20 protein-coding genes are annotated in these 26,350 nt (G+C 26.0%); 8 read left to right on the forward strand and 12 right to left on the reverse strand.

The window, feature by feature from the left end; all coding sequences use genetic code 11:
* Window positions 1-243 precede the first annotated feature (243 nt).
* The 3 genes from R4I97_RS08420 (at window position 244) to R4I97_RS08430 (ending at window position 3,714) form a co-directional block, all read left to right on the forward strand.
* Window positions 244-1,392 (forward strand): double-cubane-cluster-containing anaerobic reductase, encoded by a 1,149-nt coding sequence (locus R4I97_RS08420; protein WP_335784616.1) that lies wholly within the window; start codon window positions 244-246, stop codon window positions 1,390-1,392.
* A 46-nt stretch (window positions 1,393-1,438) separates the two neighbouring features.
* Window positions 1,439-2,578, forward strand: a complete 1,140-nt coding sequence (locus R4I97_RS08425; protein ID WP_335784617.1) for an aminotransferase class V-fold PLP-dependent enzyme — start codon at window positions 1,439-1,441, stop codon at window positions 2,576-2,578.
* 65 nt (window positions 2,579-2,643) lie between these two features.
* A complete protein-coding gene (locus R4I97_RS08430) occupies window positions 2,644-3,714 on the forward strand; it encodes an acyl-CoA dehydratase activase (RefSeq protein WP_335784618.1) in 1,071 nt (356 codons plus the stop codon).
* A 538-nt stretch (window positions 3,715-4,252) separates the two neighbouring features.
* Here the strand turns inward: R4I97_RS08430 and hydA are convergent.
* Window positions 4,253-5,689 (reverse strand): dihydropyrimidinase, encoded by a 1,437-nt coding sequence (gene hydA, locus R4I97_RS08435; RefSeq protein ID WP_335784619.1) that lies wholly within the window; start codon window positions 5,687-5,689, stop codon window positions 4,253-4,255.
* Window positions 5,690-6,078: 389 nt separating this feature from the next.
* Between hydA and R4I97_RS08440 the strand changes: the two genes are divergently transcribed.
* Entirely contained in the window at window positions 6,079-6,807 is a 729-nt protein-coding gene (locus R4I97_RS08440; RefSeq protein WP_335784620.1) for a hypothetical protein, read from the forward strand.
* 120 nt (window positions 6,808-6,927) lie between these two features.
* Window positions 6,928-7,998, forward strand: a complete 1,071-nt coding sequence (locus tag R4I97_RS08445) for a mannose-1-phosphate guanylyltransferase (protein ID WP_335784621.1) — start codon at window positions 6,928-6,930, stop codon at window positions 7,996-7,998.
* Between the two features lie 16 nt (window positions 7,999-8,014).
* Here the strand turns inward: R4I97_RS08445 and R4I97_RS08450 are convergent, their stop codons facing one another.
* The 6 genes from R4I97_RS08450 to R4I97_RS08475 form a co-directional block, all read right to left on the reverse strand.
* Entirely contained in the window at window positions 8,015-8,839 is an 825-nt protein-coding gene (locus R4I97_RS08450; RefSeq protein ID WP_335784622.1) for a hypothetical protein, read from the reverse strand.
* Window positions 8,840-8,844: 5 nt separating this feature from the next.
* Window positions 8,845-9,846: a hypothetical protein gene (locus R4I97_RS08455; RefSeq protein WP_335784623.1), complete on the reverse strand. Its 1,002-nt coding sequence runs from the start codon at window positions 9,844-9,846 to the stop codon at window positions 8,845-8,847.
* A gap of 68 nt (window positions 9,847-9,914) precedes the next feature.
* Window positions 9,915-10,745 carry a DNA-binding protein gene (locus tag R4I97_RS08460; RefSeq protein WP_335784624.1) on the reverse strand — a complete coding sequence of 277 codons (831 nt, stop codon included), beginning with the start codon at window positions 10,743-10,745 and terminating at the stop codon, window positions 9,915-9,917.
* An 11-nt stretch (window positions 10,746-10,756) separates the two neighbouring features.
* Window positions 10,757-11,956: a nicotinate phosphoribosyltransferase gene (pncB, locus tag R4I97_RS08465; RefSeq protein WP_335784625.1), complete on the reverse strand. Its 1,200-nt coding sequence runs from the start codon at window positions 11,954-11,956 to the stop codon at window positions 10,757-10,759.
* 23 nt (window positions 11,957-11,979) lie between these two features.
* Complete coding sequence (locus R4I97_RS08470; protein WP_219710033.1) at window positions 11,980-12,198, reverse strand: AtpZ/AtpI family protein; 219 nt, start codon at window positions 12,196-12,198, stop codon at window positions 11,980-11,982.
* Entirely contained in the window at window positions 12,182-13,081 is a 900-nt protein-coding gene (locus R4I97_RS08475) for a M23 family metallopeptidase (protein ID WP_335784626.1), read from the reverse strand. Before R4I97_RS08475 ends, R4I97_RS08470 begins: the two co-directional genes overlap by 17 nt.
* A 643-nt stretch (window positions 13,082-13,724) precedes the next feature.
* On the opposite strand from R4I97_RS08475, the gene R4I97_RS08480 reads away from it, so the two are divergent.
* Window positions 13,725-15,701 carry a hypothetical protein gene (locus R4I97_RS08480; RefSeq protein WP_335784627.1) on the forward strand — a complete coding sequence of 659 codons (1,977 nt, stop codon included), beginning with the start codon at window positions 13,725-13,727 and terminating at the stop codon, window positions 15,699-15,701.
* Between the two features lie 85 nt (window positions 15,702-15,786).
* Window positions 15,787-17,238, forward strand: coding sequence for an Asp-tRNA(Asn)/Glu-tRNA(Gln) amidotransferase subunit GatB (gatB, locus tag R4I97_RS08485; RefSeq protein ID WP_295295504.1), 1,452 nt, complete (start codon window positions 15,787-15,789; stop codon window positions 17,236-17,238).
* A gap of 78 nt (window positions 17,239-17,316) precedes the next feature.
* Here gatB and R4I97_RS08490 read toward each other — a convergent pair whose 3' ends face one another.
* The 5 genes from R4I97_RS08490 to R4I97_RS08510 are packed head-to-tail and all read right to left on the reverse strand — an operon-like array spanning window position 17,317 to window position 24,261.
* Entirely contained in the window at window positions 17,317-18,018 is a 702-nt protein-coding gene (locus tag R4I97_RS08490; RefSeq protein WP_335784628.1) for a glycosyltransferase, read from the reverse strand.
* A 5-nt stretch (window positions 18,019-18,023) separates the two neighbouring features.
* Window positions 18,024-19,043, reverse strand: coding sequence for an NAD(P)-dependent oxidoreductase (locus R4I97_RS08495; protein WP_335784629.1), 1,020 nt, complete (start codon window positions 19,041-19,043; stop codon window positions 18,024-18,026).
* Between the two features lie 17 nt (window positions 19,044-19,060).
* Complete coding sequence (locus R4I97_RS08500; RefSeq protein ID WP_335784630.1) at window positions 19,061-19,723, reverse strand: class I SAM-dependent methyltransferase; 663 nt, start codon at window positions 19,721-19,723, stop codon at window positions 19,061-19,063.
* Between the two features lie 3 nt (window positions 19,724-19,726).
* Entirely contained in the window at window positions 19,727-20,908 is a 1,182-nt protein-coding gene (locus R4I97_RS08505) for a nucleotide sugar dehydrogenase (RefSeq protein ID WP_335784631.1), read from the reverse strand.
* Between the two features lie 2 nt (window positions 20,909-20,910).
* Window positions 20,911-24,261: a hypothetical protein gene (locus R4I97_RS08510; RefSeq protein ID WP_335784632.1), complete on the reverse strand. Its 3,351-nt coding sequence runs from the start codon at window positions 24,259-24,261 to the stop codon at window positions 20,911-20,913.
* 343 nt (window positions 24,262-24,604) lie between these two features.
* On the opposite strand from R4I97_RS08510, the gene ade reads away from it, so the two are divergent.
* Window positions 24,605-26,335 (forward strand): adenine deaminase, encoded by a 1,731-nt coding sequence (ade, locus tag R4I97_RS08515; RefSeq protein ID WP_335784633.1) that lies wholly within the window; start codon window positions 24,605-24,607, stop codon window positions 26,333-26,335.
* The last annotated feature ends 15 nt before the right edge of the window (window positions 26,336-26,350 follow it).

Raw genomic sequence — 26,350 nt, forward strand, 5'->3', positions numbered from 1 at the left:
TTTTAATGTATAATGCAAAAATTACTAAACAATTAAGAATTATATATGATTTTCAATTGACAAATTATCATATTTTATTATAATCATAGCCTATGATTATTGATTTTGCTGTAAACAAATTGATAGTAGTCTTTTCATACTTATCCAAAAAATATACAAGACATATAATATAATCTTTTAAATTCTATAGGTTATAGAATCCATTTCTATTTTTTATATTAAAAAACATTAGGAGTGTATGCTATGTCTAATAATTATTTACCTGAAATTTTTGAAACTTTTAATGATGCCCGTAAAAAAGGCTTTATTACAATGAAAGAAGAGAAGGATAAAGGGAAAAAAGTAGTTGGTACTTTTTGCACATATACGCCAAGAGAGGTGATATATGCAGCTGATGCTATAGCGGTGTCATTATGTTCTACCAGTGATGAAACTATACCAGAGGCTGAGAAGTATTTGCCTAAGAATTTATGTCCTCTAATAAAATCAAGTTATGGTTTTGCTGTTACAGATAAATGTCCTTATATGTATTTTTCAGATATTATAGTAGGGGAAACCACTTGCGATGGTAAGAAGAAGATGTATGAGCTTTTGGGAGAGATAAAAGATACACATGTTATGCAGCTTCCATATTCAAAGAATGAATTTGCTGTTGCTCTTTGGAAAAATGAGATTAAAGAACTTATAAAAAAATTAGAAGAAAAATTTAACGTAAAAATTACAGAAGAAAAATTGAAAGAAGCTATAAAATTATGCAATGAAGAGAGAAAAGTAATAAGAAAGTTTTTTAATTTAGGTAAATTAGTGCCTTCTCCTATAAAGGGAAGTGATATGCATGAAGCTTTACAATCATCTAATTATAAATTTGACAGGAAGCTCTATATAGAAGAGATAAAAAATTTAGTTGATACTTTTAATGATAAATATAAAAAAGGTGAATCTCCATTTAATAAAAATACTCCGAGGATACTTATTACAGGCTGTCCTACAGGTGGGCTTGTAGAAAAGATAGTAAAACAGCTTGAAGAGGTGGGAGGAAATGTTGTATGCTTTGAAAGCTGTGTGGGGACAAAGAATTTTGAGATGCTTGTTGATGAGAATAAAGAGCCTATAGAGGCTATTGCTGAGAGATATTTAAATATACCTTGTTCTGTTATGAGTCCTAACAATGAAAGAATGGATATTATAAAAAGATATATTGATGAATATAAAATAGATGGTGTAGTGGACGTTATTTTAAGCTCTTGTCATACTTATGCTGTAGAAGGTGAAAAGATTAGACGCACTGTAGAGGAATGCGGAAAGTCTTATTTACAAATAGAGACTAATTATTCTAATAGTGATACTGCTCAGCTTAGAACGAGATTAGAAGCTTTTGTTGAGATGCTATAAATATATTATTTTTTTATTAATAAATTTTAAGTTATGGAATTAAAAAATGATATATTTTGACAATGCAGCTACTACATTAAAAAAACCAGACACAGTTGCTAAGGCAGTTTTTGAGGCAATAAACAGCTTTGCAAATGCTTCAAGAGGCTCTTATGAATTATCATTAAATAGCGAGAGAGTTATACTTGATACAAGAGAGAAAATAGTTAAACTTTTTAATGGATATAGCCCAAATTATGTTGCATTTACAAGCAATTCTACAGAAGCATTAAACACAGTAATAAAAGGCATAATTAATAAAGATAGCCATGTTATAACTACGTCACTTGAACATAACAGCGTTTTAAGACCTCTTTATGAAATGCAAGAACTTGGAACAGAGCTTACAATAATAAAAGCAAATAACAAAGGCGAGTTGAATTATAATGATATAGAAAAAAACATAAAACCAAATACTAAAGCAATTATATGTACGCATGCTTCTAATGTTATAGGTGATGTTTTGGATATTGAGTTTATTGGTGATTTATGCACTAAACATAATATATTATTTATACTCGATGCTTCTCAAACAGCAGGAAGTATTGATGTAGATATGAAGAAAAACAATATAGATATGGTATGTTTTACTGGTCATAAAGGTTTGATGGCTCCTCAAGGTACGGGCGGATTATGCATAAAAAAAGGTGTAGATATTAAGCCATTAAAAACAGGAGGCTCTGGAATAAAAACCTATTCAAAAACACACCCAGAAAATATGCCTACAAGACTTGAAGCGGGTACATTAAATAGCCATTCTATAGCCGGGCTTAATGCTGCTTTAGAGTTTATAGAAAATGAAACTGTAGAAAAAATTAGAGATAAAGAAAGAGAGTTAGCTGATTGCTTTTATAATGGAGTTAAAAATATAGAAAACATTAAGCTTTATGGAAATTATAATACAAAAAAAAGAACTTCTATAGTGTCTTTAAATATTGGAGATACAGATTCTGCAAAAGTGTCTGATATATTATCAAGCAAATATAATATAGCAACGAGGGCAGGAGGGCATTGTGCACCTCTTATGCATGAGGCTTTAGGCACTATTAAACAGGGTATTGTGAGGTTTAGCTTTTCCTATTTTAATACATTTGAAGAGATAGAAAAGGGAATTGACGCTGTGAGGGAGATAAGTAAAAGTTTATAAGTTATAAAACTATTAAATAAAATTAAAAAAATTAAAAAGAGAAATTAATTAAAGGAAAAATAAAAATGTATTATGTTGGCATAGATATAGGTTCAACGGCTTCTAAGGTTGCTGTTTATGATGATGAAAAAAATGATTTTGTAGAACTGTTTATGATTCCTACTGGCTGGTCTGGAGTGGAAGCTTCTTCACAAATATTAAAAATGCTTGAAGAGAAAAACATAAAAAAAGAAGATTCATATTTTATTGGTACTGGTTATGGGAGAGTTGCTATAGAATATGCTGATAAAACCATAACAGAGATTACTTGTCATGCTAAGGGGGCTAATTTTTTATTTTCAAATTTAGACGGCACATTGATTGACATAGGAGGTCAGGATACAAAAATAATAAGCATAAAAAACGGCAAAGTTGACAATTTTATTATGAATGATAAATGTTCTGCCGGCACTGGTAGATTTATAGAGTTAATGGCTAATTCTTTGGGTTGTTCTATATCTACGCTTCTTGAAGAGGCTCAAAAATGTGAAAGCACTGATGTTGTAATAAGTTCTATGTGTACTGTATTTGCTGAAACGGAGGTTATAGGTCTTAAGGCTAGCGGAAAAGAAAAAAAAGAGATTGCTTATGCTATAGTAAACTCTGTTGCAAATAAAGTCTCTTCATTATGCGGAAAGTTTAAAGATGATACTTATTTTTTAACGGGCGGCTTATGCATATTTGATTATTTAGTTAAAGTGTTAGAAAAAGCCTTAGGCGGAAAAGTGATAACCGATAAGAGAGGACAGTATGCTGGTGCTATTGGAGCTGCCATAATAGGCTTTGAAAAAAAATCTAATAATAAAGTAATTAACAATACAAAAAATAATATAGCAGAAAACAATGAACATAATAAAGAAAAAAGATTAATAATAACATTCAATACCACAACAGATGTTATGAGAGCAGAAAAAGCTTTTAAAAATATCATGGCTCAAACTAATGAAGTATTAGGAAATATTATATCTATACCAAGTGAAATATCGGCAGGCTGCGGAATGTGCTGGGAGAGTGAAGTTGTTTTTGAAGAGAAGTTAATTGATATATTAAAAGAAAATGATATAGAATATGATAATTGCTATAAGATAGAAAAATAGCTTTAATATATACTAAATTTTTTAATTGTTTGCAGGGCTTTGCCCCCTGTGAAGCGTGCCCGTAGGGTAGCACACCAGTTCTTTTACCAAGTAGGTACCTTTCGGTATTGATATAATAGAACCTTATATCTTTCGGATACGCTTCGCGAAGAACTGCACTTTTATTCAAATATAACAAATATTATTTTGGATTATATATTACTAACATATAAAGTTTAAATACTTGCACTTTTTGCAACTTTGACGAAGTCCACAGCGTGTAAGGCGGGAAAAAGTTGAATAAAAATTGATGTAAAATAATAGTTTTAATATATACTGAATTTTTTAATTATTTTCAGGGCTTTACCCCCTGCGAAGCGTGCCCGTAGGGTAGCACTCCACTTCTTTTACCGACGCTCTGCGTGCCGTAGGCAAGGTACCTTTCGGTATTGGTATAAAAGAAGCTTATATCCTTCGGATACGCTTCGTGAAGAACTGCATTTTTTTATATAAAAAAGCAGCTATTAAAAAATAATAACTGCTATTAATTTACAATTTTTTAGTTACAGTCAATATCTATATAATCACCTAATTTAAAATGATTAGTAAAATCTGCATATTTATCTAAAGTTTTTCTTTTTATAAATTTTCCATGCCCTTTAGTGCCTACAAACTTATTGTCTTTGCATACAATTTTTCCTCTTGATATAACTGTATCAATAGAACATAAAAGCTCAATTCCTTCATAAGCAGTATAATCACAAGCTCCATGCATATTAGATTTTGTGATTACTGATTTTTTATTAGGGTCTATTATAGTAATATCAGCATCAGCATTTGGAATAATAGCACCTTTCTCTGGATAAAGACCATATATTAAAGCAGGGTTATAGCATAAAGTTTCAACAAATTTATTTATACTTATTTTTCCTTTCATAACGCCTTCAGAGAATATCAAAGGATATCTTTCCTCAACTCCGCCTGCACCATTAGGGCATTTAGTGAAATTATCTTTTCCTTTTATTTTATCTGTTTCATAATTAAAAGGACAATGGTCTGTTGCTATTACCTGAATATGTCCATCTGAAATAGCTTTCCATAGTCTGTCTGAGTCTTCCTGTTTTCTTAATGGAGGAGACATTACAAATTTAAGTCCGTCTTCTCTATCATATTCTTTATCAGTTAAAACTAAATATTGAGGACAGGTTTCTGAAAAAATATTTTTGTGCCCCAAAGCCCTCGCATTAACTATTTCATCAACACTTTTTGCTGCAGAAGTATGAACTATATATACAGGAGCATTTCCCGCTATAACAGATAAATGTATAATCCTATTAACTGCCTCTGCTTCTGCTTCAGGAGGTCTGCTTATAGGGTGATAATGTGCAGAAGTTTTTCCTTCTTCAACAAATTTCTTTTTTAAATATTCTACTACATAATGGTTCTCAGCATGAAAAGCAGAAACTCCATTAAGCTCTTTCATTTTTTTAAGTACACGCACAACATTATCATCTTCTATTTTATAGTTGTAAGTTAAATACAATTTTGTACTTTGTAAACCTTCCTCTTTTGCTAATACTTCAAGCCCATTAAGAACATCTTCATCAACATGCTGTAAAACTCCGTGAAAACTATAATCAATTACAGCTTTTTTGTCAGCAAGAGTATGATAATATTTTAATTGATGAAACACATCGCAGTCTTTAGGTCCAAATCCCATATGATCAACTATAGTAGTAGTACCTCCGCAAGCAGCAGCTATAGTACCAGTATAAAAATCATCAACAGCTCTCCCAATTCCAACATCTATATCCATATGTGTATGAACATCAATTCCTCCAGGCATTACATATTTGCCAGAAGCATCAATTATTTCTGCTCCGTCACATTTTAAATCAGCACCTATCTTAGATATTTTTTCATCTTCTATTAATATGTCAGCCTTATAAGTTTCTGAAGCATTAACTATAGTACCATTTTTTATAATAATTTTCATAGCACTTCCCTATATTAGTAAAATGACAATTTAATTATACTAAAAATTTTATTAATATCAATTTATAAATTTATATAATTTTATTTTGTAGCTAATACTAATAATAAGCATAAATATTATATACAATTAATATTACTATATTTATATATAAAAAAATATTTTATGATTTATATTTAAGTTTTATGTGTTTTTTATCTTATTATGTAAACTTATATTCATATTTATTTGTGTTATTTGAAATTATAAGAGATAAATAGTTTTTTATAGTAAAAAAAATTAAAATAAAATGAACATTATTAACAAAAATTTGTAAACTTATCTTGTTTTATTTTCATACAATGCTAAAATATGATAAATTAATATAAAATTTTGATATTGCGGAGTTATATATGAAAAAAATACTAATTACAGTTATCTCTATCATTTCTTTTTCTTCTTGTTTATTTCCTTTAAGTTCTTTTGACTTATCATTATCTCTTCCAGTTGGGGCAAGCTTTCCTAGTTTTCAAAATAATGATAAAAATCTAAATAATGGTATAAACTATCGTCCAGAGGCTGCTATAGAAATAGGTTTATTATTAAAACCTAAATTTAATTTTGAAATTACGAATAATCATATAATATCTGCTGGAATCGAATTAGGGTATTACAGAGATACTTTTCAATTTGATTATGATTATAATAATATTACAGATACTTCCGGCACTACAAAACTTAATAGTCAAATAGTACATGTATTTGATAGCTTCAATATAGGCGGTACTTTTGAGTATCAATATTTGAATTTCTTTTGCGGTATTGGAGTTGGATTTAAAATTCCTTTAGCTGGCGCTTATTGGTATGAAGAGACAGAAAAGAGATTAAGTTTAGGTCTTTTGTATGGAGCTTATAAAAATGCATTTATATTTATACCATATACAAAAATATTTGCAGGTCTTGATATAGGTATAATAAATATAAGTGCTTATCTTAATTTTGATTTACCTTATGTAGAGACAAGAGGAGAGCTTACTGTAGATTCACAAACTTATTCATCTGTAAGCGGTAAACTATCTTCTGTAGATTTGGGAGTGCAAATATCTTTAGATTTAGATTTATTTAATGATACTAAATATTAAATATATTTTTTGTAAATTTAGAAATAAGAACTTATAATCATATATAGGTTTTTATTTCTATTGATATTTATTTATAATAAAATATAATAAAAAAATTAGTAGAAAAGGAGTAAAGGTATAATGAAAACTTCTGTAATTATTATGGCTGGCGGAATAGGCGAGAGGTTATGGCCTTTAAGCAGGGAAAAAAAGCCAAAACAATTTTTAAAAATAATTGATAATAAATCGCTTATAGAACAGACAATAGATAGAGCTTTACAAATTACAGAAGAAGAAAATATTTTTATAATAACAGGTAAAAGATATAAAGAGGCTTTTTCTACTTATATACCAAACTTTAAAAAAGATAATATTATATATGAACCTATTGGGAGAGATACGGCTGCTGCTGTGGCTTTAGGAGTATTAACCGTAAAAGAAAAAATAGGCAATTCAAATGTGGTAATAATTCCTGCTGACCCTATAATAAAAGAAGAAGACTTATTTATAAATACTATAAAAGAGGCTATTAAATCAACATCAGAAACTAAAAATATAGTTGTTGTAGGAATAAAACCTACAAGAGCTGAAACTGGATATGGATATATAAAATTAGATAAAAACATAAAAGGCAATGAATATATTGTTCATAGATTTGTAGAAAAGCCGGATTTTGAAAATGCAAAGAAGTTTCTGGAAGATGGAAGTTATTTATGGAATAGCGGTATGTTTATATGGGACAGTGAAAGCATATTAAACAGTATAAAGAAATTTATGCCTGATACATTTAATAAAGTAAGTGATACATTAAAAAACATTGATGATGAAGATAAGGCATTAGAAATATTTAATAGTATTGATAAAATTTCTTTCGACTTTGGTGTAATGGAAAAGATAGAAAATATTATATGCATAAAGTCATCATTTTTCTGGGACGATTTAGGGGCTTTTTCTGCACTTGGAAGAATACATGATAAAGATGAAAATAATAATGTTGTAATAGGTCAAGTTTATGTTAAAAATTCTAATAATAATATAATAATAAATGATGATGATGATTTGCTTACTTTAAATGGAATTAATAATACAACAATTGTTAAATCTAATGGTGTTGTTTTGATGTATCCTAATAATGAAGATTCTAAAATAAAAGAGATATTAAAAGATATTAGAGAAAAAAATGAATTAAATAAATATAAAGAATTATTATAATTTTATATCTATAATTTTATATCTTTTTATTAAGAATAGTTTCTTTATATATTTTTTCTTTTGCTTGTTTTATTTTTTCTTGGCTTTCTTTTTCTTTTTTGCTTTTTTGATTGTCTTCTATAAGTGTACCATTTATTAGTACATTTTTTAAGATTATATTTTCATTTTTAATTAATTCATGAGGCAAAGTTGTGCCTTTTATTTCAACATTTTCAAATTTTAAACTTTTATGAAAAATAAGGTTTCTAAAATCTGCATCCTTTTCAACTATTATATTCTCTAACGAAAAATCATCTTTTAAGTTTACATTTAATAGACTTAAATTATTGCTAAAATGAACATGATTAAAAACAGATTTTTTTATAAAGTCAGAATTAGTAAAATTGGCATTGCAGTTAATTTTGGCATTATATAAATTAATAGATTCAAAATTAGACATTGAGAAGTTTAAATCCATATTTATAGTAGAGTTTTTCATTATAATTTCTTTGCTTATATTAGACATTCTTATAAATAAACCAGAATCAAATAAAGCATTAGTAAAATCAAGAGATATATCTAATTTTAAATTACTAATATTAAATGGGGCATAAAATGAAGCATCAGAAAAATTAAAATTTGAATCTTTTTCTATTTTTAAACTTTCAAAATTAAATCCTTCATAGCTAATCATATGAGAAAAATTATAATAGCCTCTATATATATCATCTCTTATAATGTTTCTAAATAGATTAGAAGGCTTATTTTCTGATTTATAGTGTATGATACATAAATCATCTTTATAAACTTCTCTGTCGCATTTCTCTGTGTTTGATATTAATTGTTTACATATACTAGGCATAATTATTAAAACATAAAGCTTAAACCAAAATCATGCGAAATATTGTTTTTATTAAACTCATCAAATATTATAGCATAATCAAGTCTAAACAAATCAATATATAATGAAAGCCCCAAAGAAACTCCATTATTTCCAATACCAAGTCTTGCTAAAATACCGCTTGGCAATTTAGCAGAACGTCTTTTTTGCATAGCAGTAGGCTCATCTAATACACTCTCAGGTAAATCATCAAACCAAGAAGATGAAGAAGATTTATTAAATAATCCTAATTTATTAAAATCTATTATCATAGCTTCAAGACCTAAAGATATATTATGAGTGATAGAAGGAACACCTACAGAATAATTAAGCGAAATAGATACTGTAGAATCTTCTTTAGCATAAGCAATAGAGGCTACAATGTCTGTGTCTATGTTAGCAAATACGTTATTATAAAAACCAAAATTTCTAATACCAGCACCAATTTTAAACACAGGAGTAAAAATAGACTGCATATAATATAAATCTAAAAATCCTCCAAAAATGTTTTTATTTAAAGAATTATTTAATACTCCTTTAATGTTTCCGCCTATAAAAGACTTATCATTTATGGAATATGCAAAGGCAATATTTGCTAAATAAACTCCGTTATATATATTATCTTTTTTGTTTCCAAGTGCATCATAACTTTGTATTTTGTTTATCTCTGAAGCAAAACCCAAACCTATTGCATAAGAATTACCTGTATGAGAATATGAGGCATTAAATATATACTCGTTTTTAAAATCTGGTGATAAGGTATAATTTATATTAATGCTGTCTCTAATAAGTCCCATTAATGAAGCTGAGTTTACAAATAATGCAGAAGAGTCATTTCCTATTAGAAAAGTGCTGTTCATCATTCCTCTGCTTCTTGTGCTTGTATAATTTAAAATAGATAAAGAATGTCTTGAAGATAATGTATTAGCAGATAATAAAAAGCTAAATACAAAAAGAATAATAAAAATAAAACTTAACTTTTTTATCACGATATAACTCTAATCAATAATTTTTGTAATTATAACATATAAGAAATCTTAATACAATAAATTAACTATTAATTATTATTGCTAAACTCATAATACAAAATATATTGCTCTATTAAATATTTTTCTCCATAATAAACCAATGCTATATAATATTCTCTGTTTTTGCTAAAGTTTATATTGTCAATTCTGTTTACGGCTTTTCTTATATAATTATGATTCTCATCAAAAAGTATAATATCTATATCTTCTTTATATTCTAAAATAATATTTATATAAGAATCTATATCTGTTTTGTTTTTTATTCTATAAAAGTCTATATCTATTATATTATAATTTTTTAAATATGGCTTAATCTTTTCATCTAAAACTAAATCTTTCTTAATAAAAAAGCCATTTATTTTTTGATTTGGATATTCTATCTCTTCAGCATATAAAATATTATCATTATATTCGTTTCCATTTTTATATTTGTAATCCTCAGAAAAATTTAATTTTATGTTGTAGTCAATCTCTCCTTGAGAGGTTAATTTTAATAAATATTCATTTTGGTTTAATACTATATCTTTTAATTCTATATTTCCAAAATAATTTTTTGCATTATGAGTTTCTAATTTGAAAACAATATCTTTATTTTCTTTATTATAAAATTCTAATACAATATCAGAGTTATTATTAGCATAAAGCCCAAAGTTCATTATAAAACCATTAGTAGGCTTAATATGATAATAGTCTATATCATCAATTTTAATGCTTCCTTTTAAGCTAATATCAGACTCTATAAACTGAGCATACTCTTCATTATCATTAGGCTCTATTTCATTAACTGTGTTTGTATTATTATTCCTATTGCAAGAAATTAATAATATAAGCATAAAAATTAATATAATATTTTTAATCATAAAATAATTAATCATTCCATAGCAACAATTTTTAAATAATGTAAAAACTCTTTATCATCGCACATGGTTTTGCCTTCATCATCAGACAACTTAGCAACAGGTTTTCCATTAACCATTTGAAGTTTCATTACAATATTTAAAGGTTTAGCAATAGGTTCAAAATCATTCATAATAAATGTACCTATTCCAAAAGTAACCTTAGTTTCGTTTTTGAACTCTTTATATATATTATAAGCTTTATCAAAATTAAGGCTGTCAGAAAATAGCAGAGTTTTTGTTTTAGGGTCAATTCTTAAGTCTTTATAATGCTTTATAACTTTATATCCCCATTCAATAGGGTCTCCAGAATCATGCCTTATACCGTCATAGAGCTTTGCAAAATATAAATCAAAATCTTTTAAGAATTTATCAGTACCCAAAGTATCAGATAATGCAATACCTAAATCGCCTCTATATTCATTAACCCAAGATTGAAGCATAAATTTTTGACTCTCTGCAAGTCTCACTTTATCTAAAGCCTGCCCCACTTGATAATATTCATGAGCATTAGTGCCAACCGCAAGTAAATTATACTTCTGAGCAAAATATACATTACTAGTACCCACTAAACAATCTGATGGAACTTTTTCTTTTAATATAGAAATAGCTCTATCTTGCCACTTAAAAGAAAATCTTCTTCTAGTTCCAAATTCAGAAAACTTAAAACCATTCTCAGCATTATATATAGGAAGTAATTTCTCATCTAATTTTTTTATTAGATTTGATTCTCCTTGTTTATAAACTTCTTTTTCTCCATTAGTTTTACAAATAGTATAGTAATAATATATTTCACTTATCATAGCAAGTACAGGTATTTCCCAAAGAATAGTTTGATACCAAGGTCCCTCTATAGAAACGGTTAATTTGTTGTCTTCAAAAGAGGCATTAATATGTTCTTCTAATGGTCTGTATAATTTTAAAAACTCTATATAATCTCTCTTTATAAACCTAAGAGAGGCTAAATATTCAAGTTCTTTTTTTTGAAATGTTAAATTGCAAAAATGCTTTATCTGCTTTAATAACTCATCATGCATCTCTTTAGTCCATTCTAATATATTTCTGCTTCTAAAAATATATTTTACCCAAACATTAGAAAATTGCCTTAAAGCACATTGCTGCATTGTGAATTTATATAAATCAGTATCAAGCAAACTATTTATTATATTATCCATAAATAAATCCTTAAAAACTTTATCTATTTTTTATTTCTTTCTATAATTTTAGAAAGCTGATAAAGTCTGTATATACCAGATATAAACCCAAAAAATATACCAGCTATAGTAAATAATGGAGAAGTGTTTAATTTTTTATCGGCTAAATTTCCAACAAAAGCAAGCCCCAATATTATGCTTCCAAACTCAATACCTAAAGCAGTGTATTTTATTCCATTTTTTATATTATTCTTGCTGTTCATAATTAAGCGTTGTAAAAATTAAAGGATTAACATATTCAGAAGCTAATTTTAATTCATATTCAAGTTCGCCTGTTTTGGCATTTCCTATAATATCGCCTTTTTTTACATCAACATTTGTTTTTACAGAAGTAGTGGCTAATCCCTTATAAGTAGTTATAATACCGTATCTATGATAAATAACTATACTTACTCCCTCATCTTTATTGTATACTACACTATTAATTGTACCAGAGGCAGTTGCCCTAACAAGTGTACCTGCTATTGTTTGAAAACCTATGCCTTTTGATAAAAAAGAGTCCTTTTGATATGGTTTTGATATAACAGCATATCTGGAGTCTATTGGTGTAATTGTAGGCACATATTCTAATGCATTATTTTTAGAATTAATATTAGCTTTCAATTCTTCTAAATAATTTTTTAAATTTTCAAACTCTTTGGCTCTGGCATTTAAAAGTGTTATATTATCAACATTGTTTGTAGTTATTAAATTAGTATTTTCTATTTTAAATTTATTCATCATATTAGACATATCTTCTCTATAATAATCATTAGAAAATACTGTATTAAACAAATTCTCCAAAGAATTAATCTCTTCAAGTCTCTCTTGATAACTTCCTGTAAGTACAAGTGTTTTGCTTGCAATTACAGTATTTTTTGTAAGAGAAGAGAATGTTATAAAAAGTGCAATTATTATAAATAGAAGTATTATTAAAATTCCATATATAGGGATAGATAAAGTTTTAGTTTTCTTTTTGGAATGCGGTATAAACATAAAATAAAGCCTATGAGACAATATTTTATGTAATTTATAAAAAAATGAAGAATTATTAGAATTATTCTTTTTATAAAAGTTGTTTTTTTTCTTTTTTTTATTTTTGTACATATTGCAAAATTATAACAATAATACAAAATTATATCAATATTAAATGAATATTTGTTATTTGTTATTACCTGCATATATTATAATTTTTTTGTTATGCCATTTGATAGTTATAAATAAATTGTTGATAATTATATATGATTTTATTTGTAATAATTGTTAAAAACTTATAAAATAATTTTATAATTAATAATGAAAAAGAAAATAAAAGTTATTACAACTTTATAATAAATTTACTAATTCTAATTGAATTTATATAAAAATATTATATATTTATTACATAAACACTTCAGTATTTTATGCGAGTTAAAATAGGAGGTGTTTTGTGATGAAACTGAATCATATTAATAAAAGTATTATTGCTTTTTATCTTATTAAATACTTAATTCTTTTAAGTATATCTATAATATTATTGTTTATAACATAAGTGTAATTTTATTTTTTAATCATAGCTATTTTAAGTTAATGTATGGCAGTTTACTTTGCTATACATTTTTAGCGAACAATTTTTATTAGCAATAATGAGAGAGTATAACAATAACAAGCGAGCCGAAGTAGCTAGTAACTTTAGTTGCTGGCTTATAATGGCGAACCAAGTAGGCACACTTAGTGTGGGTGAGCATAACAATAATAGGAGACTAACTATATGAATAAAAAAGAATTATATTATGAATTTGATGAAAAAATATTATTTGAGCATTTGCATTTATTTTATACAGATTATGATTATGTAAATGGAAGATTTTCTGATAAAAAAAGATTTAATGATTGGGAAGAAGGATTTAAAATTCTTAAAGATAAATATATAAATAATGAATTATCTCTGGGAAATTTTCTTCAGATAATTAATCAAGTTTTAAAAATATTATGGATTTATTTTACAGATTTTTATAATGCAAATATCCATGACTATTTTAAATTGTTATTAACAGAACTTTTAGATTTGAAAAAATACAAAGATGAAAAAAAGGAACAAATTGATGCTAATATATATGAGTTGATATTGTATTGTTCAGTTTTGCTTTCCGATGTAAAATGTACTTTATCAATAGCAAATGAAGCATTAAAAATTTATCCTAATAATAAAAAATATTTGCTTGATTGTAATATTCAAGGGGTTCATATAGATAAATCAATTGATATAATAGACAATCAAATAAAATATCACAAAAATGATGATATGGAAATAATAAGACTAGTTCCTCCTATAATAATTTATTTAAAAAATAAAGATATAAATAAATATTATGATAAAATAAAAGAATATTTTAATTTTTTAATAAATGCTATGAAACCTTATGAAAATTATTTTTATTATCTTAAAAGTATATATAGTGAAGATGAAATAATGTATGCATATATTTGGAAATACGAATTTTATCTAAACCCAGAATCAAATTTAATAGCATATTATAGTTTATATCATAAAACTTTTGATGAAAATATAGAAGATAAAATAAAAAGCCATGAAAAAATTATAAATATGAATGGTGATTTATACTCTAAAAAAGATATAATATTGGATTTATCATATTATTATATGGAAGCAGGCAGATATAATGATTCATATAAATTATTGGAAAAATACAGAGAAAATGCTTATTTTAAGTATGATGTTAATTATAAGGTATTATTTGGAAAGGCAATATATAAAAGAGATGAAAATAATGAAGTTAATTATAAATTAGCCTGTGAGTATTTTAGAGCAGCAATAGATAGAATAAATTATTATGATGACAAAGAATACGCTATAGTTCATATATTGTCTGCAATAAAAGATGTTAAAGAGATGGAGAAGAAAGGACATGCTCCATTAGGATATTCTAAATTTTTGCTTAGGCATCTATATTATAGTCAAAAAGAGGATATTTATTTTCAATATATGGAAACATATAAATTTGCTTACGATGAAATAGAAGATTATAGTATTTGTGCTGATATAATATTGGATATTAAAAAATCAGAAATTTATAATAAAGTAATATTAGCTGATAAAGAAAAATTTGAACAGTATAATTTTGAGTTTTCTAAATATATGATTAACTCAATTCATAATTTGAATACTGATAATATAAATGAGTTAAATAAAATATTTGAAGAGGAAGATTTTTTTGTGTACAAAAATATTTTAATAGACTTGATAAATAAAAGAGCGGAAACTGAATTATTAAATTATAATATTGAAATATTAAATAAAGAAGTATTAATAGAATTATACAGAATTATGAGTATCTTAAGAAAAGATATTCTTATAAGAGAATTATTTGATTTTGTAGAATCATCAGAGGATTGTTTAAATGAAGTAAATAAATGGAAAAATACTAAATTAGAAAAAGTAAATCATTTAGAAAAAGAATATACTCTATGCTATCATTACAGATCATATCAGATAAATAAAAAAATGCCTGATAATTATGTAGCGATTAGTCAAATTAGAAATACTTTAACTCATAGAATAAATGAGAATAAAGGAGTAGAGAATTTTATAAAGCATAAAAAAGATGCAATTAACTTTATAGATATGCATTTTCAAAGTATAGTAAAATGTTTATTTGATATAATTATAAATCATAATATTTTATCATTAGAGCATTTTAGAAGCGAGGAGTTTTTGGGTAAATGATTTTTTAATTTTTTACTATGTTGAAAAAAATTTAAATTCGTATAAAATATAGTAGATAATAATTTTAAAATTAGGATTAATAAATATGGAATATGAAGCAGTCATAGGATTAGAAGTGCATGTTCAGCTTAATACTAAAACTAAAGCATTCTGTTCATGCCCAAACACTTTCGGTGCTCCTGCAAACACTCTTACTTGTCCAAGATGTCAGGCTCACCCCGGTACTTTGCCTATAGTTAATAAAGAAATGGTGCATAAAACTATAAAAGCAGGACTTGCTACTAACTGTACTATACAAAAGAAAAGCAGATTCGCTAGAAAACATTATTTCTACCCAGATTTGCCTTCTTATTATCAGATTACTCAAATGGACGAACCAATCTGTACTGAAGGTCATCTTGATATAACTGTGCTTAATGAAGATGGTTCTTCTTACAATAAAAGTATAAGAATAAACAGAATACACATGGAAGAAGATGCTGGTAAACTTGTGCATGATGATACAGGAAGACCTTTGAGTTATGTGGACTTAAATCGTGCTGGTTGTTGTTTGATTGAATGTGTAAGCGAACCGGATATTTCTACTGGTGAAGAAGCTTATCAATATTTAACAGAGCTTAAAAAAATATTTAAATATATTGATGTTTCTGATTGTAACATGGAAGAAGGTTCTTTAAGATGCGATGCTAACGTTTCTATACGCCCTAAAGGAAGCACAGAACTTGGCACTAAAACTGAAGTAAAAAACATGAACAGTTTTAGAAATGTAAGACTTGCTATTGACTATGAAATCAAAAGACAAATTAAAGCTTTAAATAACGGCGAGAAAATCTTACAAGAAACTAGACTTTATGATGCTAAAGAAAACACTACTAAAGGTATGCGTTCAAAAGAGGGTGCTGCAGATTACAGATATTTCCCAGACCCAGATATACCTCTTTTAGTTCTTAAAGATGAAGAGATTGAACAGGCTAAAAAAGAGCTTCCAGAACTTCCTCAGCAAAAACGAGAGAGACTTAAAAAAGATTATGATTTGCCTGATCAGGATATAGTTGTGTTAACAGAAGATGCAGCATTGGCTGATTATTATGAGGCAGCAGTAAAAGCTTATCCTAAACAGCCTAAGAAAATAAGCAACTGGATAATGGTAGAAGTTAATGCATACTTAAACAAAAAACTCCAAACTATAAAAGATTTCAAACCAAAACCAGAACATATTGCTGAAATTTTTAAGCTTATAGATGAAAATGTGATAAGCGGTAAAATAGCAAAAGAGATTTTTGAAGATATGTGCGAAACAGGAGAAGCTCCTTCTGCCATAGTTGAGAAAAAAGGCATCAAACAAGTAAGCGATACTGGCGAGCTTGAAACAATTATAAGAAAAGTGTTAGAAGAAAATCCTAAATCAGTAGCAGACTTCAAAGCAGGTAAAGAGAAATCATTCGGTTTCTTAGTGGGTCAAACAATGAAAGCTACTAAAGGTCAAGGTAACCCTAAACTTGTTAATGAAGTTTTGAGAAAAATTTTAAGCGAATAATTAATATTTAATTTTTATAAATAAAGCCTAGCTATTGAATAATAGTTAGGCTTTTTTATTTAATTTTGATGAGCAATTTTATTTATTTTTATTTTTTAAAGCATAGAAATACCAATGCAGATAATTAGGAAGCCAAGAGAATAATTTAAACCTAGATTCCCCATTGCTTCTATCTTTCCATGTAGATGGTATTTCTGTTATTTTATAACCCATAGAATATGCTTTTACTGTTATTTCCATTCCAAGCTCAAATCCGCCATTGCTTTCAATAGTAATATTATCTAAAAGTTGTCTAGAATACATTTTAAAACTATTTGATATATCATGAGTGTTTATACCAGTAAGTATGTGTAAACTTATGCCCGCAGTTCTAGACATTAATCCTTTAAAGAATGGACCTCCTATTTGTTTTCCTCCTTTCATATATCTGGAACCGCAAACTAAATCATATCCTTCTTCGGTAATTTTTTTATACATGCTGTCAACTATTTCTAAACTGTCAGATAAATCAGCCATTATTACTAAGACAGGGTTATCATTATCAAGGTATAAACCTGTTTTTATAGCATTTAAAGCACCTTTACCATACTTATTTTTTATTAAATTTATATTAAAATTATATGAATTTTTTATTTTATTAACTTCTTCTAAAGTATTGTCTTCATCAAAATCATATATAATAAATATTGATATAGATGCTTTAATATTAGATTTTATTTCATCAAAAAGTTTTTTAATATTGTCTTTTTCATTATATACAGGAATAACAATGTTCAGCATAATAATTATATATTTCCATATTTAATTTGCTCTTTAATCCAAGGTATAACTTCATCTAACATTTCAGATAAAGTAGTAGTAGCCTCAAATCCTAATACTCTTTTAGCTTTTTCAACAGATGGTACTCTTTTTTGAACATCATATTGATAAGGTTCATCAGATACAAAATTCAAAGGTTTGTCTCCATTAATTTTTTTCCATATTACAGCTGCTAATTCTTTAACTGTAGTAGATTCAGCAGTAGAAATGTTGAAATCTTCATTAATAGCCTTATCACTTTCAATACAAGCAACTATACCTCTAGCTAAATCTCCTCCATAAGTATAATGTCTTATTTGATTTCCGCTTCCTAATATATGTAGAGGATCCTGTCCTTTTAATACTTTCTGTACTAAATCAGGAACAACATGACTCATAGCTAATTTTACGTTACCAGAATTTATTTCTTTTTCATTTTTTGCTCTTCTCTCTCCTATACCTACACAATTAAATGGACGTATTATAGTATATGGAAGTTTATATTGTTCATAAGCTCCTTTAGTAAAATATTCACAAGCTAATTTTTGAAATCCGTAAGTAGATAATGGAGGAGGACATTTAAATTGTTCTCCTTCTTCTGTTGGATAAGTAGAAGTAGATTCAAATACCATAGAAGATGATAAAACATTAATTTTCTTTAATTTCTTATTTTTAAATGCCCATATAGCACTATCAAAAGTAGAGGCTATTATTTTTTCATTTTCAGCAAGTAAATCATAAGCATACTCATGAAAATATGTAATGCCTCCTATCATAGCTGCTATTGCTACGACTTGATCACAATCTTCGATCAAATTTTTCATCAAGTTTGTATCTTTTACATCCCCATCAACTTTTGTAAATTTAGGATGATTATCATAACTTTTCTCTAAATAACCATATTTACTATAGTTATCTATACCTACAATTTCATGACCTCTTTCAAGAAGTTGATCAACTAAATATCCGGATATAAATCCAGCAGAGCCTGTAATTAAAATTTTCATATTTTATTCCTTTATAATTAATTTTTTTTAGCTACAATAAAAAACTGTTTTCCAAAAAATCTCCAAAATATAGGAAGTTTTAAGTATAGCCATATTAAAAAAGTGTTTTTAGGCAGCTTGCTTTTAGTTGAAAAAGGTAAAAATCTATCAACTACTTTTACAATACTAAATCCATTCATTTCAAGTGCCTCTATTACACTTTTCTCACTTAAAGGGGTGTGATGATCAAAAAAGTCCCAATATTCATTATAGCAATATTTTATATTAGGCCCCATAATTAGGGTATACCCCCCCCCCGAGGTTGTTTTTAGCTTTCTATAGATATTTGTAAATAATATTGAAATAGAATCTTTATCAATATGCTCTAAAAAATTACTTATAAATACTTTATCTACAGAATTATCTTCTAAAAAATCTAATTTTACAACATTTTCATTATATACTTCTACATCTTTGTTAGCATAAAGTTTGAGATTTTCATTTAAATCTGCTACTATTTTTCTTTTACAATTTATATTATTAATAAACTCGCAGTATCCTCCAGCTATATCAATTACTGTATCTTCTGTATTGATATATTTCTGAAAAAATGATTTGCAAAGAACTTTCCACATATCGTTTTTAAATTCAACTTCAGAATCATTAAATCTATTTGAATATAACTTGGTTAAATTATCCATTTATTATATGATACCTCCATTACCTAATAAATTCCAAACATCTACTATTTTTTTATCAGTTTTTATATCTTTATATATTTTATGCGGTGCTCCAATTATAAGTATATCTGATTTTTCAATAATTTCTTCTAAAGATATTAAATCATTATCTTTCACATAAGGATCTGAACATAATACTTTTTTTGCTGAAATAGATAAAATCTTTTTTAATTTATAACTTAAAGATTCTCTTATATCATCAGATTCAGATTTAAATGCCATACCTAATATACCTACAGTTAATTCTTTTAAATTATGTTTTAATGATAAAGATTTTACTATATAATTAGGCAATCCCTCATTTATAAGCATAGCAGTATGACCCAAATAAAAATTTCCATTATTAAATGCACCTAATTGCATAGAATCTTTAAAAAGGCAAGGACCAGCAGCAAAACCAGCCTTTGTAAAATCCTTAGTACGCGGATAATTAAAAGTCATAGCATTATAAATCTTGTAAAAATCAAGACCATAATCATTGGCTATCATATAAAATTGATTAGAAACTGAAAACTTTATATATCTCCATACATTTGTAAATAACTTTGTAACTTCTGCCTCCATCGGATCTAAAACTATTATATCTTTAGTTAATAGAGAAAATAGTTCTCTAGATCTTTCTAAACCTTTATCTGTAAATGAAGATATTATTTGAGGAAGCGTATATAATTCTTCCATAGCTTTACCTTCAAGGATTCTTTCAGGACAGAATGCTATATCAGGAGTTAAATTATGTTCTAAAAACCAATCTTTTATTTTTGATGATATACCAGGATAAACTGTTGAACGAAGTACTATTAATTGATCATTATTAATATAAGGAACTAATTGATCTATCATTTTTTTAATATTTGAAAAAGTAGGATTCAAATGCTCATCAACTGGAGTACCAACTATAATTATTACTATTTTTGAATTTTTAATAACATCCGGTTTTAAACTTAAACTCAAAGTTTTATCTTTAAGTACTTTTTTTAGCATATCCTCCATATTTTCTTCATAAAATGGGATAATACCATTAGAAACATCTCTATATACTTTTTCATTAATATCATAAATACAAACTTTTTTACCTGCATTAGCTAATGCTATAGATAATGGAAGTCCAACATGTCCAAGACCTCCTATTACTGATACATCATACATGTTTATTCTCCTTTATTGTCTATATCTGATGGTATATTAACACCCCATCCAATAGGATTTATATTTATAAATAAAGTATATTTTCCATTTTTATTATAGAATTTTGATAATTCATTCCATCCTCTATTTCTAATTATTTGAAGATTATTAATATTTACAAAAAAATTAATTAATATTAAGAATAATAATAATTTATAAAAATAATTGAATTTAGAATTAATATATTTAAGATTATATATTAATAATGTTAATAATATCGATCCTGGAAGAAATAAATAACGGCTTCCAATTGAATTATCAGTTAAAATAAGATTCGCCATATTAATGTTATTACCTGATGCATAGAAAAATACACTAAACAACATAAATAGCAAAATAATAAATCCAATAATATCTTTATTCTTAATTATATTTAATATGATTAAAAATAGAAATACAAAACCAAATACTATAAAAACTATTTCATTAATTTTTAATTCTGTTACAAATAATTTTTTTATTAGAATACATATAAAATATATTATATGAATAATAATACTTCCTTCTTTATGAGAATCTACTCTGCCACTATTTAAAATTGAATATAATTGTATAATAATACCTATATTCAAAACGAATAATTTTATTATATTTTTTGTAATAAGATTAAAAATATTTTTATGTTTCAAAAAATTATTTAACAAATATATAAATATGGATATTGATATTAATATACCATATACACTTGAAAGAGAAGATAATAAAATTAAAAACGATGTAAAATAATTTGGGAGTTTATTATTATAAATTATATTCATAGAAACTAAAAAAATAAAGTATCCTATAAACCAATGTAAATTAGTTATGCTTATAAATATTTCAATAGAAAATGGTATAGCTGCTATTAAAAAAGATAAAAATAATTTTAAGTTATAATCAGGAATAAAATTGCATTCATCACTATAAAATAAATAAGATATACAAAGTACTGCAAATATAACTGCAAATGTATTCATAAATAAGGGAATCAAAGTAATATTATTTGTTAATATAATACTTAATTTAAATGATATAATAGTTAATAATTTTGGTATAAAAAGATAATATCCGGCATATGAATTAAAAATATACTTCCACCCGCCATTTAAATATGGTTCAAAAAAAACTAAACCGTCTTCTGCCCAAAATTGCGGGTCAGCAACTATATATATATTTTTTAATAAAATTAGTACTATTATGAAACAAATATTACATATATTTTTTATATCTTTTCTATTTACATAAATATTAAACAATATAACAATGAGAACTAAATATAAACTTAATATATACCGGCAAATATTATAAAGATATAGTTTTCCTGATAAAAGTATAGAATTATTAAAAAGTTTGTTTTTAGTAGTAAATATAGTATAGCCATTTTCAAAATTTAATTTATTATTTTCACTTTCTATTAATATAGACTCTATCTCTGTAACTCCATGAGGAATCATAAAATGTAAATCTAAACTGTTAGCTGCCGCGAGGGGAACCTCTCTGGTATCTGTTAATATTGTATAGTTATTGGATATTTCTTTTTTTGTTATTTCTTTAAAATTGTTATGTCCATTCAAATGCCAGGATATATTTCCTGTTTCTGGTAATTGTTTTGCTAATATTGTTATTTTATATTTATCTCCAATATATGTTGGTACCTGTATACCACCGTAATAATAAGCATTTTTTTCATTAGTAGATTCATTAGATATTATAAAAGTATTATTATCCGTATAATAAATATTAGTACTGTACCAGGAACCTGAAGGTTTATTTGTAATAAATAAAGAATAACCGTAGTATTTTATATTATTAGTATTATTAAACTGTAACGAATTTTTATTAATAGAATATAGAAAATTTTCATTAAAATCTAATTTACTTTTATAAACATATCCTGCTTTACTTTCTGCTATTAATTCTAAATCTCTTAATTTTAATGTATATTTTATATTAGAATTTATTATAACAAATAATATAAAAATTATAGTTATAATTGAATATGATATAAATATATATTTTTTAAATCTTTTACTATGCAATAATAATTGAATATTTTTTTTATATGTAATACAAAAAATAAATAAATAAATAAATATTAATATAACTATAAGATATTTTGATGTATTTTCTAATTTAATACGATATTGAACTTTTGCAGTATCTATTTTTTTAATAGAAGTAAACACAGTATAACTATTATCTATGTTTAACAATTTATTTAAACTCTCTATTAATATAGACTCTATTTCAGTAATACCCTTAGGAATCATCAAATGTAAATCTAATATTCCGCCTGCTTGAGAAGTAATCTCTCTGGTATCTGTTAATATTGTATAGTTATTGGATATTTCTTTTTTTGTTATTTCTTTAAAATTATTAAGACTATTTAAATGCCAGGATATATTTCCTGTTTCTGCTAATCGTTTTGCTAATATAGTTATTTTATATTTATCTCCAATATATGTTGGTACCTGTATACCACCGTAATAATAAGCATTTTGATTTGTAGATTCATTAGATATTATAAAAGTATTATTATCCGTATAATAAATATTAGTACTATACCAGGAAACTAAAGGCTTATTGGTAATAAATAAAGAATAACCGTAGTATTTTATATCATTAGTATCATTAAACTGTATAGAATTATTATCTATAGAAAATAAAAAATTATATTTTAAATCTATTTTTCCTTTATAAACATATCCTGCTTTACTTTCTGCTATTAATTCTAAATCTGTTATTTTTGATGTATGATTTATATTAGAATTAATTATTACAAATAATATAAAAACTATAATTATTATTAAATATAAAACAATTATATGTTTTTTATATTTGATACAAAAAAATTTAATTTTATCTAAATATTCTAATGATAATCTTCTTTTATTTTCATCTGTTAAAATAAAAATTGATATGCTAAATAAACATATAATTAAAACAATTAATAATATAGGTAATTTTATTTTTAATTTATAATCAATATTATCTGCTTTCTCATCATATTGTAATTCCTTAACCGAATTCAATATTCCAAAAGGACTGCCTTCTTTTTCAAATTTAATTTCTTTTATAAAATTATGATTCTCAATAATTTTATTAGTATCTGTATAAACACCATATATATCACTGTTTCTGAATACTTTACTATAGTACTTTATTCTAAAGCTATATGAATAATTTCCATGACTGGACAGATTCTCATTCAGCTTAAAATCAGATAAATAACCTTTTCTACTTATATTGCCTAAAATAATAAAAATCAATACAGACATAGCTAATAATAGAGATATAAGTAAAAATATTTTATAAAAAATAAATTTGTTCTTCATAGAGATTTACCTCATAAAAATGCTATGAGCGCATTTAGATTGATAAATTTTTTTTGTATATTTGGAATATTTAGAAAAATTAAGTTAAGAAATGTACTTATGCTTGTTGCTTGTTTATCATAATACTTCCATATATTTTGTGAAATTATATATTAAATAGAAAAAATAATCAATAGTAAATATGAAAAATTACCACAAAATATTGAATTTATGAAACTCTTTAATTTTAGGAATAAATTTATGATACATTTATTGAATGATATAATTGATAATAAATATAAATTTGAAAATCTACCTATATTTACTATATTTAAAATATATATATTAATTATAAGGACGATTAATGACTATAGAAAAATTATCAAAAATGATTGAAGTATCAAGCGGAAAAGTTTTAGCTGATTTGGTTATAAGAAATTGCAAAGTAGTAGACCCTATATCAGCAACGATTACGGATGCAGATATTGCCATTGTTGATGATTATATTGTAGGAGTGGGTTCTTATAATGGAAAAGAAGTTATTGATGCTAAAGGCTCTTATGCTACAAGTGGGCTTATAGATTCACATGTTCATATAGAATCATCTTTATGTACTCCGGTTAATTTTGCTGAAGTGGTTATTCCTTTCGGTACTACTTTAATTATAACTGACCCTCATGAAATTGCCAATGTATGCGGTATTGACGGCATTAAGTTTATGATTAATTCTGCCAAAAAAAGCCCTCTTAAATGTAAGTTCATGCTTTCTTCTTGTGTGCCTGCTGTTGGTTTTGAAGATTCAGGTGCTGTGCTTGATTCTAAAATAATAGAAGAGTTTATAAATGATGAAGATATGTTCGGACTTGCTGAAATGATGAATGCTCCGGGAGTATTATCTTGTGATAAAGAAGTATTAAAAAAATTGCTTGCTGCTATTAATGCTGATAAGATTATAGACGGACATGGCGTTATGCTTGGAGGAAAAACTGTAAATGCTTATAGGGCAGCTGGAGTTTATACTGATCATGAATGCGTATCCGCTAAAGATTTGAAAGCAAGAATAGCTAATGGAATGTATGTACTTTTGAGGCAAGGATCGGCAGCACAGAATTTAGCTTCACTTTTGCAGGGAGTTAATCAAAGCAATGCAAGAAGATGTGCAATGTGTACAGATGATAAGCATTTGGATCATATTATTGAAAACGGGCATATATCTCATAATTTGAAAATAGCAGTTGAACATGGTCTTGACGTATTTAATGCAATTGCTATGGCTACTATTAATGCTGCCGAATGTTACAGACTTAAAAATATTGGTTTAGTTGCTTCAGGATACAAGGCTGATATTGTTTTATTTAATGATTTGAAAGATTTCAAAACTAATAAAGTATTTATAGATGGAAAATTAGTTTCAGAAAATGGTAAGGCTTTGTTTAAAGTAGAAAAAGATGATTATAATGATAATATTTTCAATACTATAAACATTGCTCCTATAAAAGTAGAAGATATACAAATAAAATTAAAATCCGATGAGGCTAATGTCATAAGAATAGTTAATAAAGATTTAATTACAGAAAAGAGTGTTAGAATAGTAGGATTTGAAAATGGATATTTTAAATATAGAAAAAGTGTTGATATATTAAAATTGGTTGTTGTAGAAAGACATAAGGCTACAGGAAAAATAGGTTTAGGATTAATAGAAAATTATAAATTAAAAAATGGTGCTATTGCTACAAGTGTTTCGCATGACTCTCATAATATTATAGCTGTAGGCGACAATGATGAAGATATAATACTTGCAATAAAAGAAATAGAAAGGTGCTCCGGAGGAATAACCGTTGTAAAAAACGGAAAAGTTCTTGATACATTACAATTAAAAATAGCAGGAATCATGTCAGATGAATCTCCAAATGATATAGTAAAAAAAATATATTCCATGCATGAATTAGCCTATAATGAACTTAATGTTAATAGAGAAATAGACCCATTTATGACTTTATCGTTTATGGCACTTCCAGTAATACCGGAAATAAAACTCACTACAAGCGGCCTTTTCGATGTTAAAGAGTTTAATTTTATAAATGTAAGCATTTAATTTTTTGATTTAATA

The organism is Brachyspira pilosicoli (genome assembly GCF_036997485.1).
Lineage (GTDB): Bacteria > Spirochaetota > Brachyspiria > Brachyspirales > Brachyspiraceae > Brachyspira > Brachyspira pilosicoli_C.

What these genes read in the sequence shown, in the direction of transcription:
- R4I97_RS08420 (WP_335784616.1), top strand. Translation starts at nt 244, where the DNA reads ATGTCTAATAATTATTTACCTGAAATTTTTGAAACTTTTAATGATGCC.
- R4I97_RS08425 (WP_335784617.1), top strand. Translation starts at nt 1,439, where the DNA reads ATGATATATTTTGACAATGCAGCTACTACATTAAAAAAACCAGACACA.
- R4I97_RS08430 (WP_335784618.1), top strand. Translation starts at nt 2,644, where the DNA reads ATGTATTATGTTGGCATAGATATAGGTTCAACGGCTTCTAAGGTTGCT.
- hydA (WP_335784619.1), bottom strand. Translation starts at nt 5,689, where the DNA reads ATGAAAATTATTATAAAAAATGGTACTATAGTTAATGCTTCAGAAACT.
- R4I97_RS08440 (WP_335784620.1), top strand. Translation starts at nt 6,079, where the DNA reads ATGAAAAAAATACTAATTACAGTTATCTCTATCATTTCTTTTTCTTCT.
- R4I97_RS08445 (WP_335784621.1), top strand. Translation starts at nt 6,928, where the DNA reads ATGAAAACTTCTGTAATTATTATGGCTGGCGGAATAGGCGAGAGGTTA.
- R4I97_RS08450 (WP_335784622.1), bottom strand. Translation starts at nt 8,839, where the DNA reads ATGCCTAGTATATGTAAACAATTAATATCAAACACAGAGAAATGCGAC.
- R4I97_RS08460 (WP_335784624.1), bottom strand. Translation starts at nt 10,745, where the DNA reads ATGATTAAAAATATTATATTAATTTTTATGCTTATATTATTAATTTCT.
- pncB (WP_335784625.1), bottom strand. Translation starts at nt 11,956, where the DNA reads ATGGATAATATAATAAATAGTTTGCTTGATACTGATTTATATAAATTC.
- R4I97_RS08470 (WP_219710033.1), bottom strand. Translation starts at nt 12,198, where the DNA reads ATGAACAGCAAGAATAATATAAAAAATGGAATAAAATACACTGCTTTA.
- R4I97_RS08475 (WP_335784626.1), bottom strand. Translation starts at nt 13,081, where the DNA reads ATGTACAAAAATAAAAAAAAGAAAAAAAACAACTTTTATAAAAAGAAT.
- R4I97_RS08480 (WP_335784627.1), top strand. Translation starts at nt 13,725, where the DNA reads ATGAATAAAAAAGAATTATATTATGAATTTGATGAAAAAATATTATTT.
- gatB (WP_295295504.1), top strand. Translation starts at nt 15,787, where the DNA reads ATGGAATATGAAGCAGTCATAGGATTAGAAGTGCATGTTCAGCTTAAT.
- R4I97_RS08490 (WP_335784628.1), bottom strand. Translation starts at nt 18,018, where the DNA reads ATGCTGAACATTGTTATTCCTGTATATAATGAAAAAGACAATATTAAA.
- R4I97_RS08495 (WP_335784629.1), bottom strand. Translation starts at nt 19,043, where the DNA reads ATGAAAATTTTAATTACAGGCTCTGCTGGATTTATATCCGGATATTTA.
- R4I97_RS08500 (WP_335784630.1), bottom strand. Translation starts at nt 19,723, where the DNA reads ATGGATAATTTAACCAAGTTATATTCAAATAGATTTAATGATTCTGAA.
- R4I97_RS08505 (WP_335784631.1), bottom strand. Translation starts at nt 20,908, where the DNA reads ATGTATGATGTATCAGTAATAGGAGGTCTTGGACATGTTGGACTTCCA.
- R4I97_RS08510 (WP_335784632.1), bottom strand. Translation starts at nt 24,261, where the DNA reads ATGAAGAACAAATTTATTTTTTATAAAATATTTTTACTTATATCTCTA.
- ade (WP_335784633.1), top strand. Translation starts at nt 24,605, where the DNA reads ATGACTATAGAAAAATTATCAAAAATGATTGAAGTATCAAGCGGAAAA.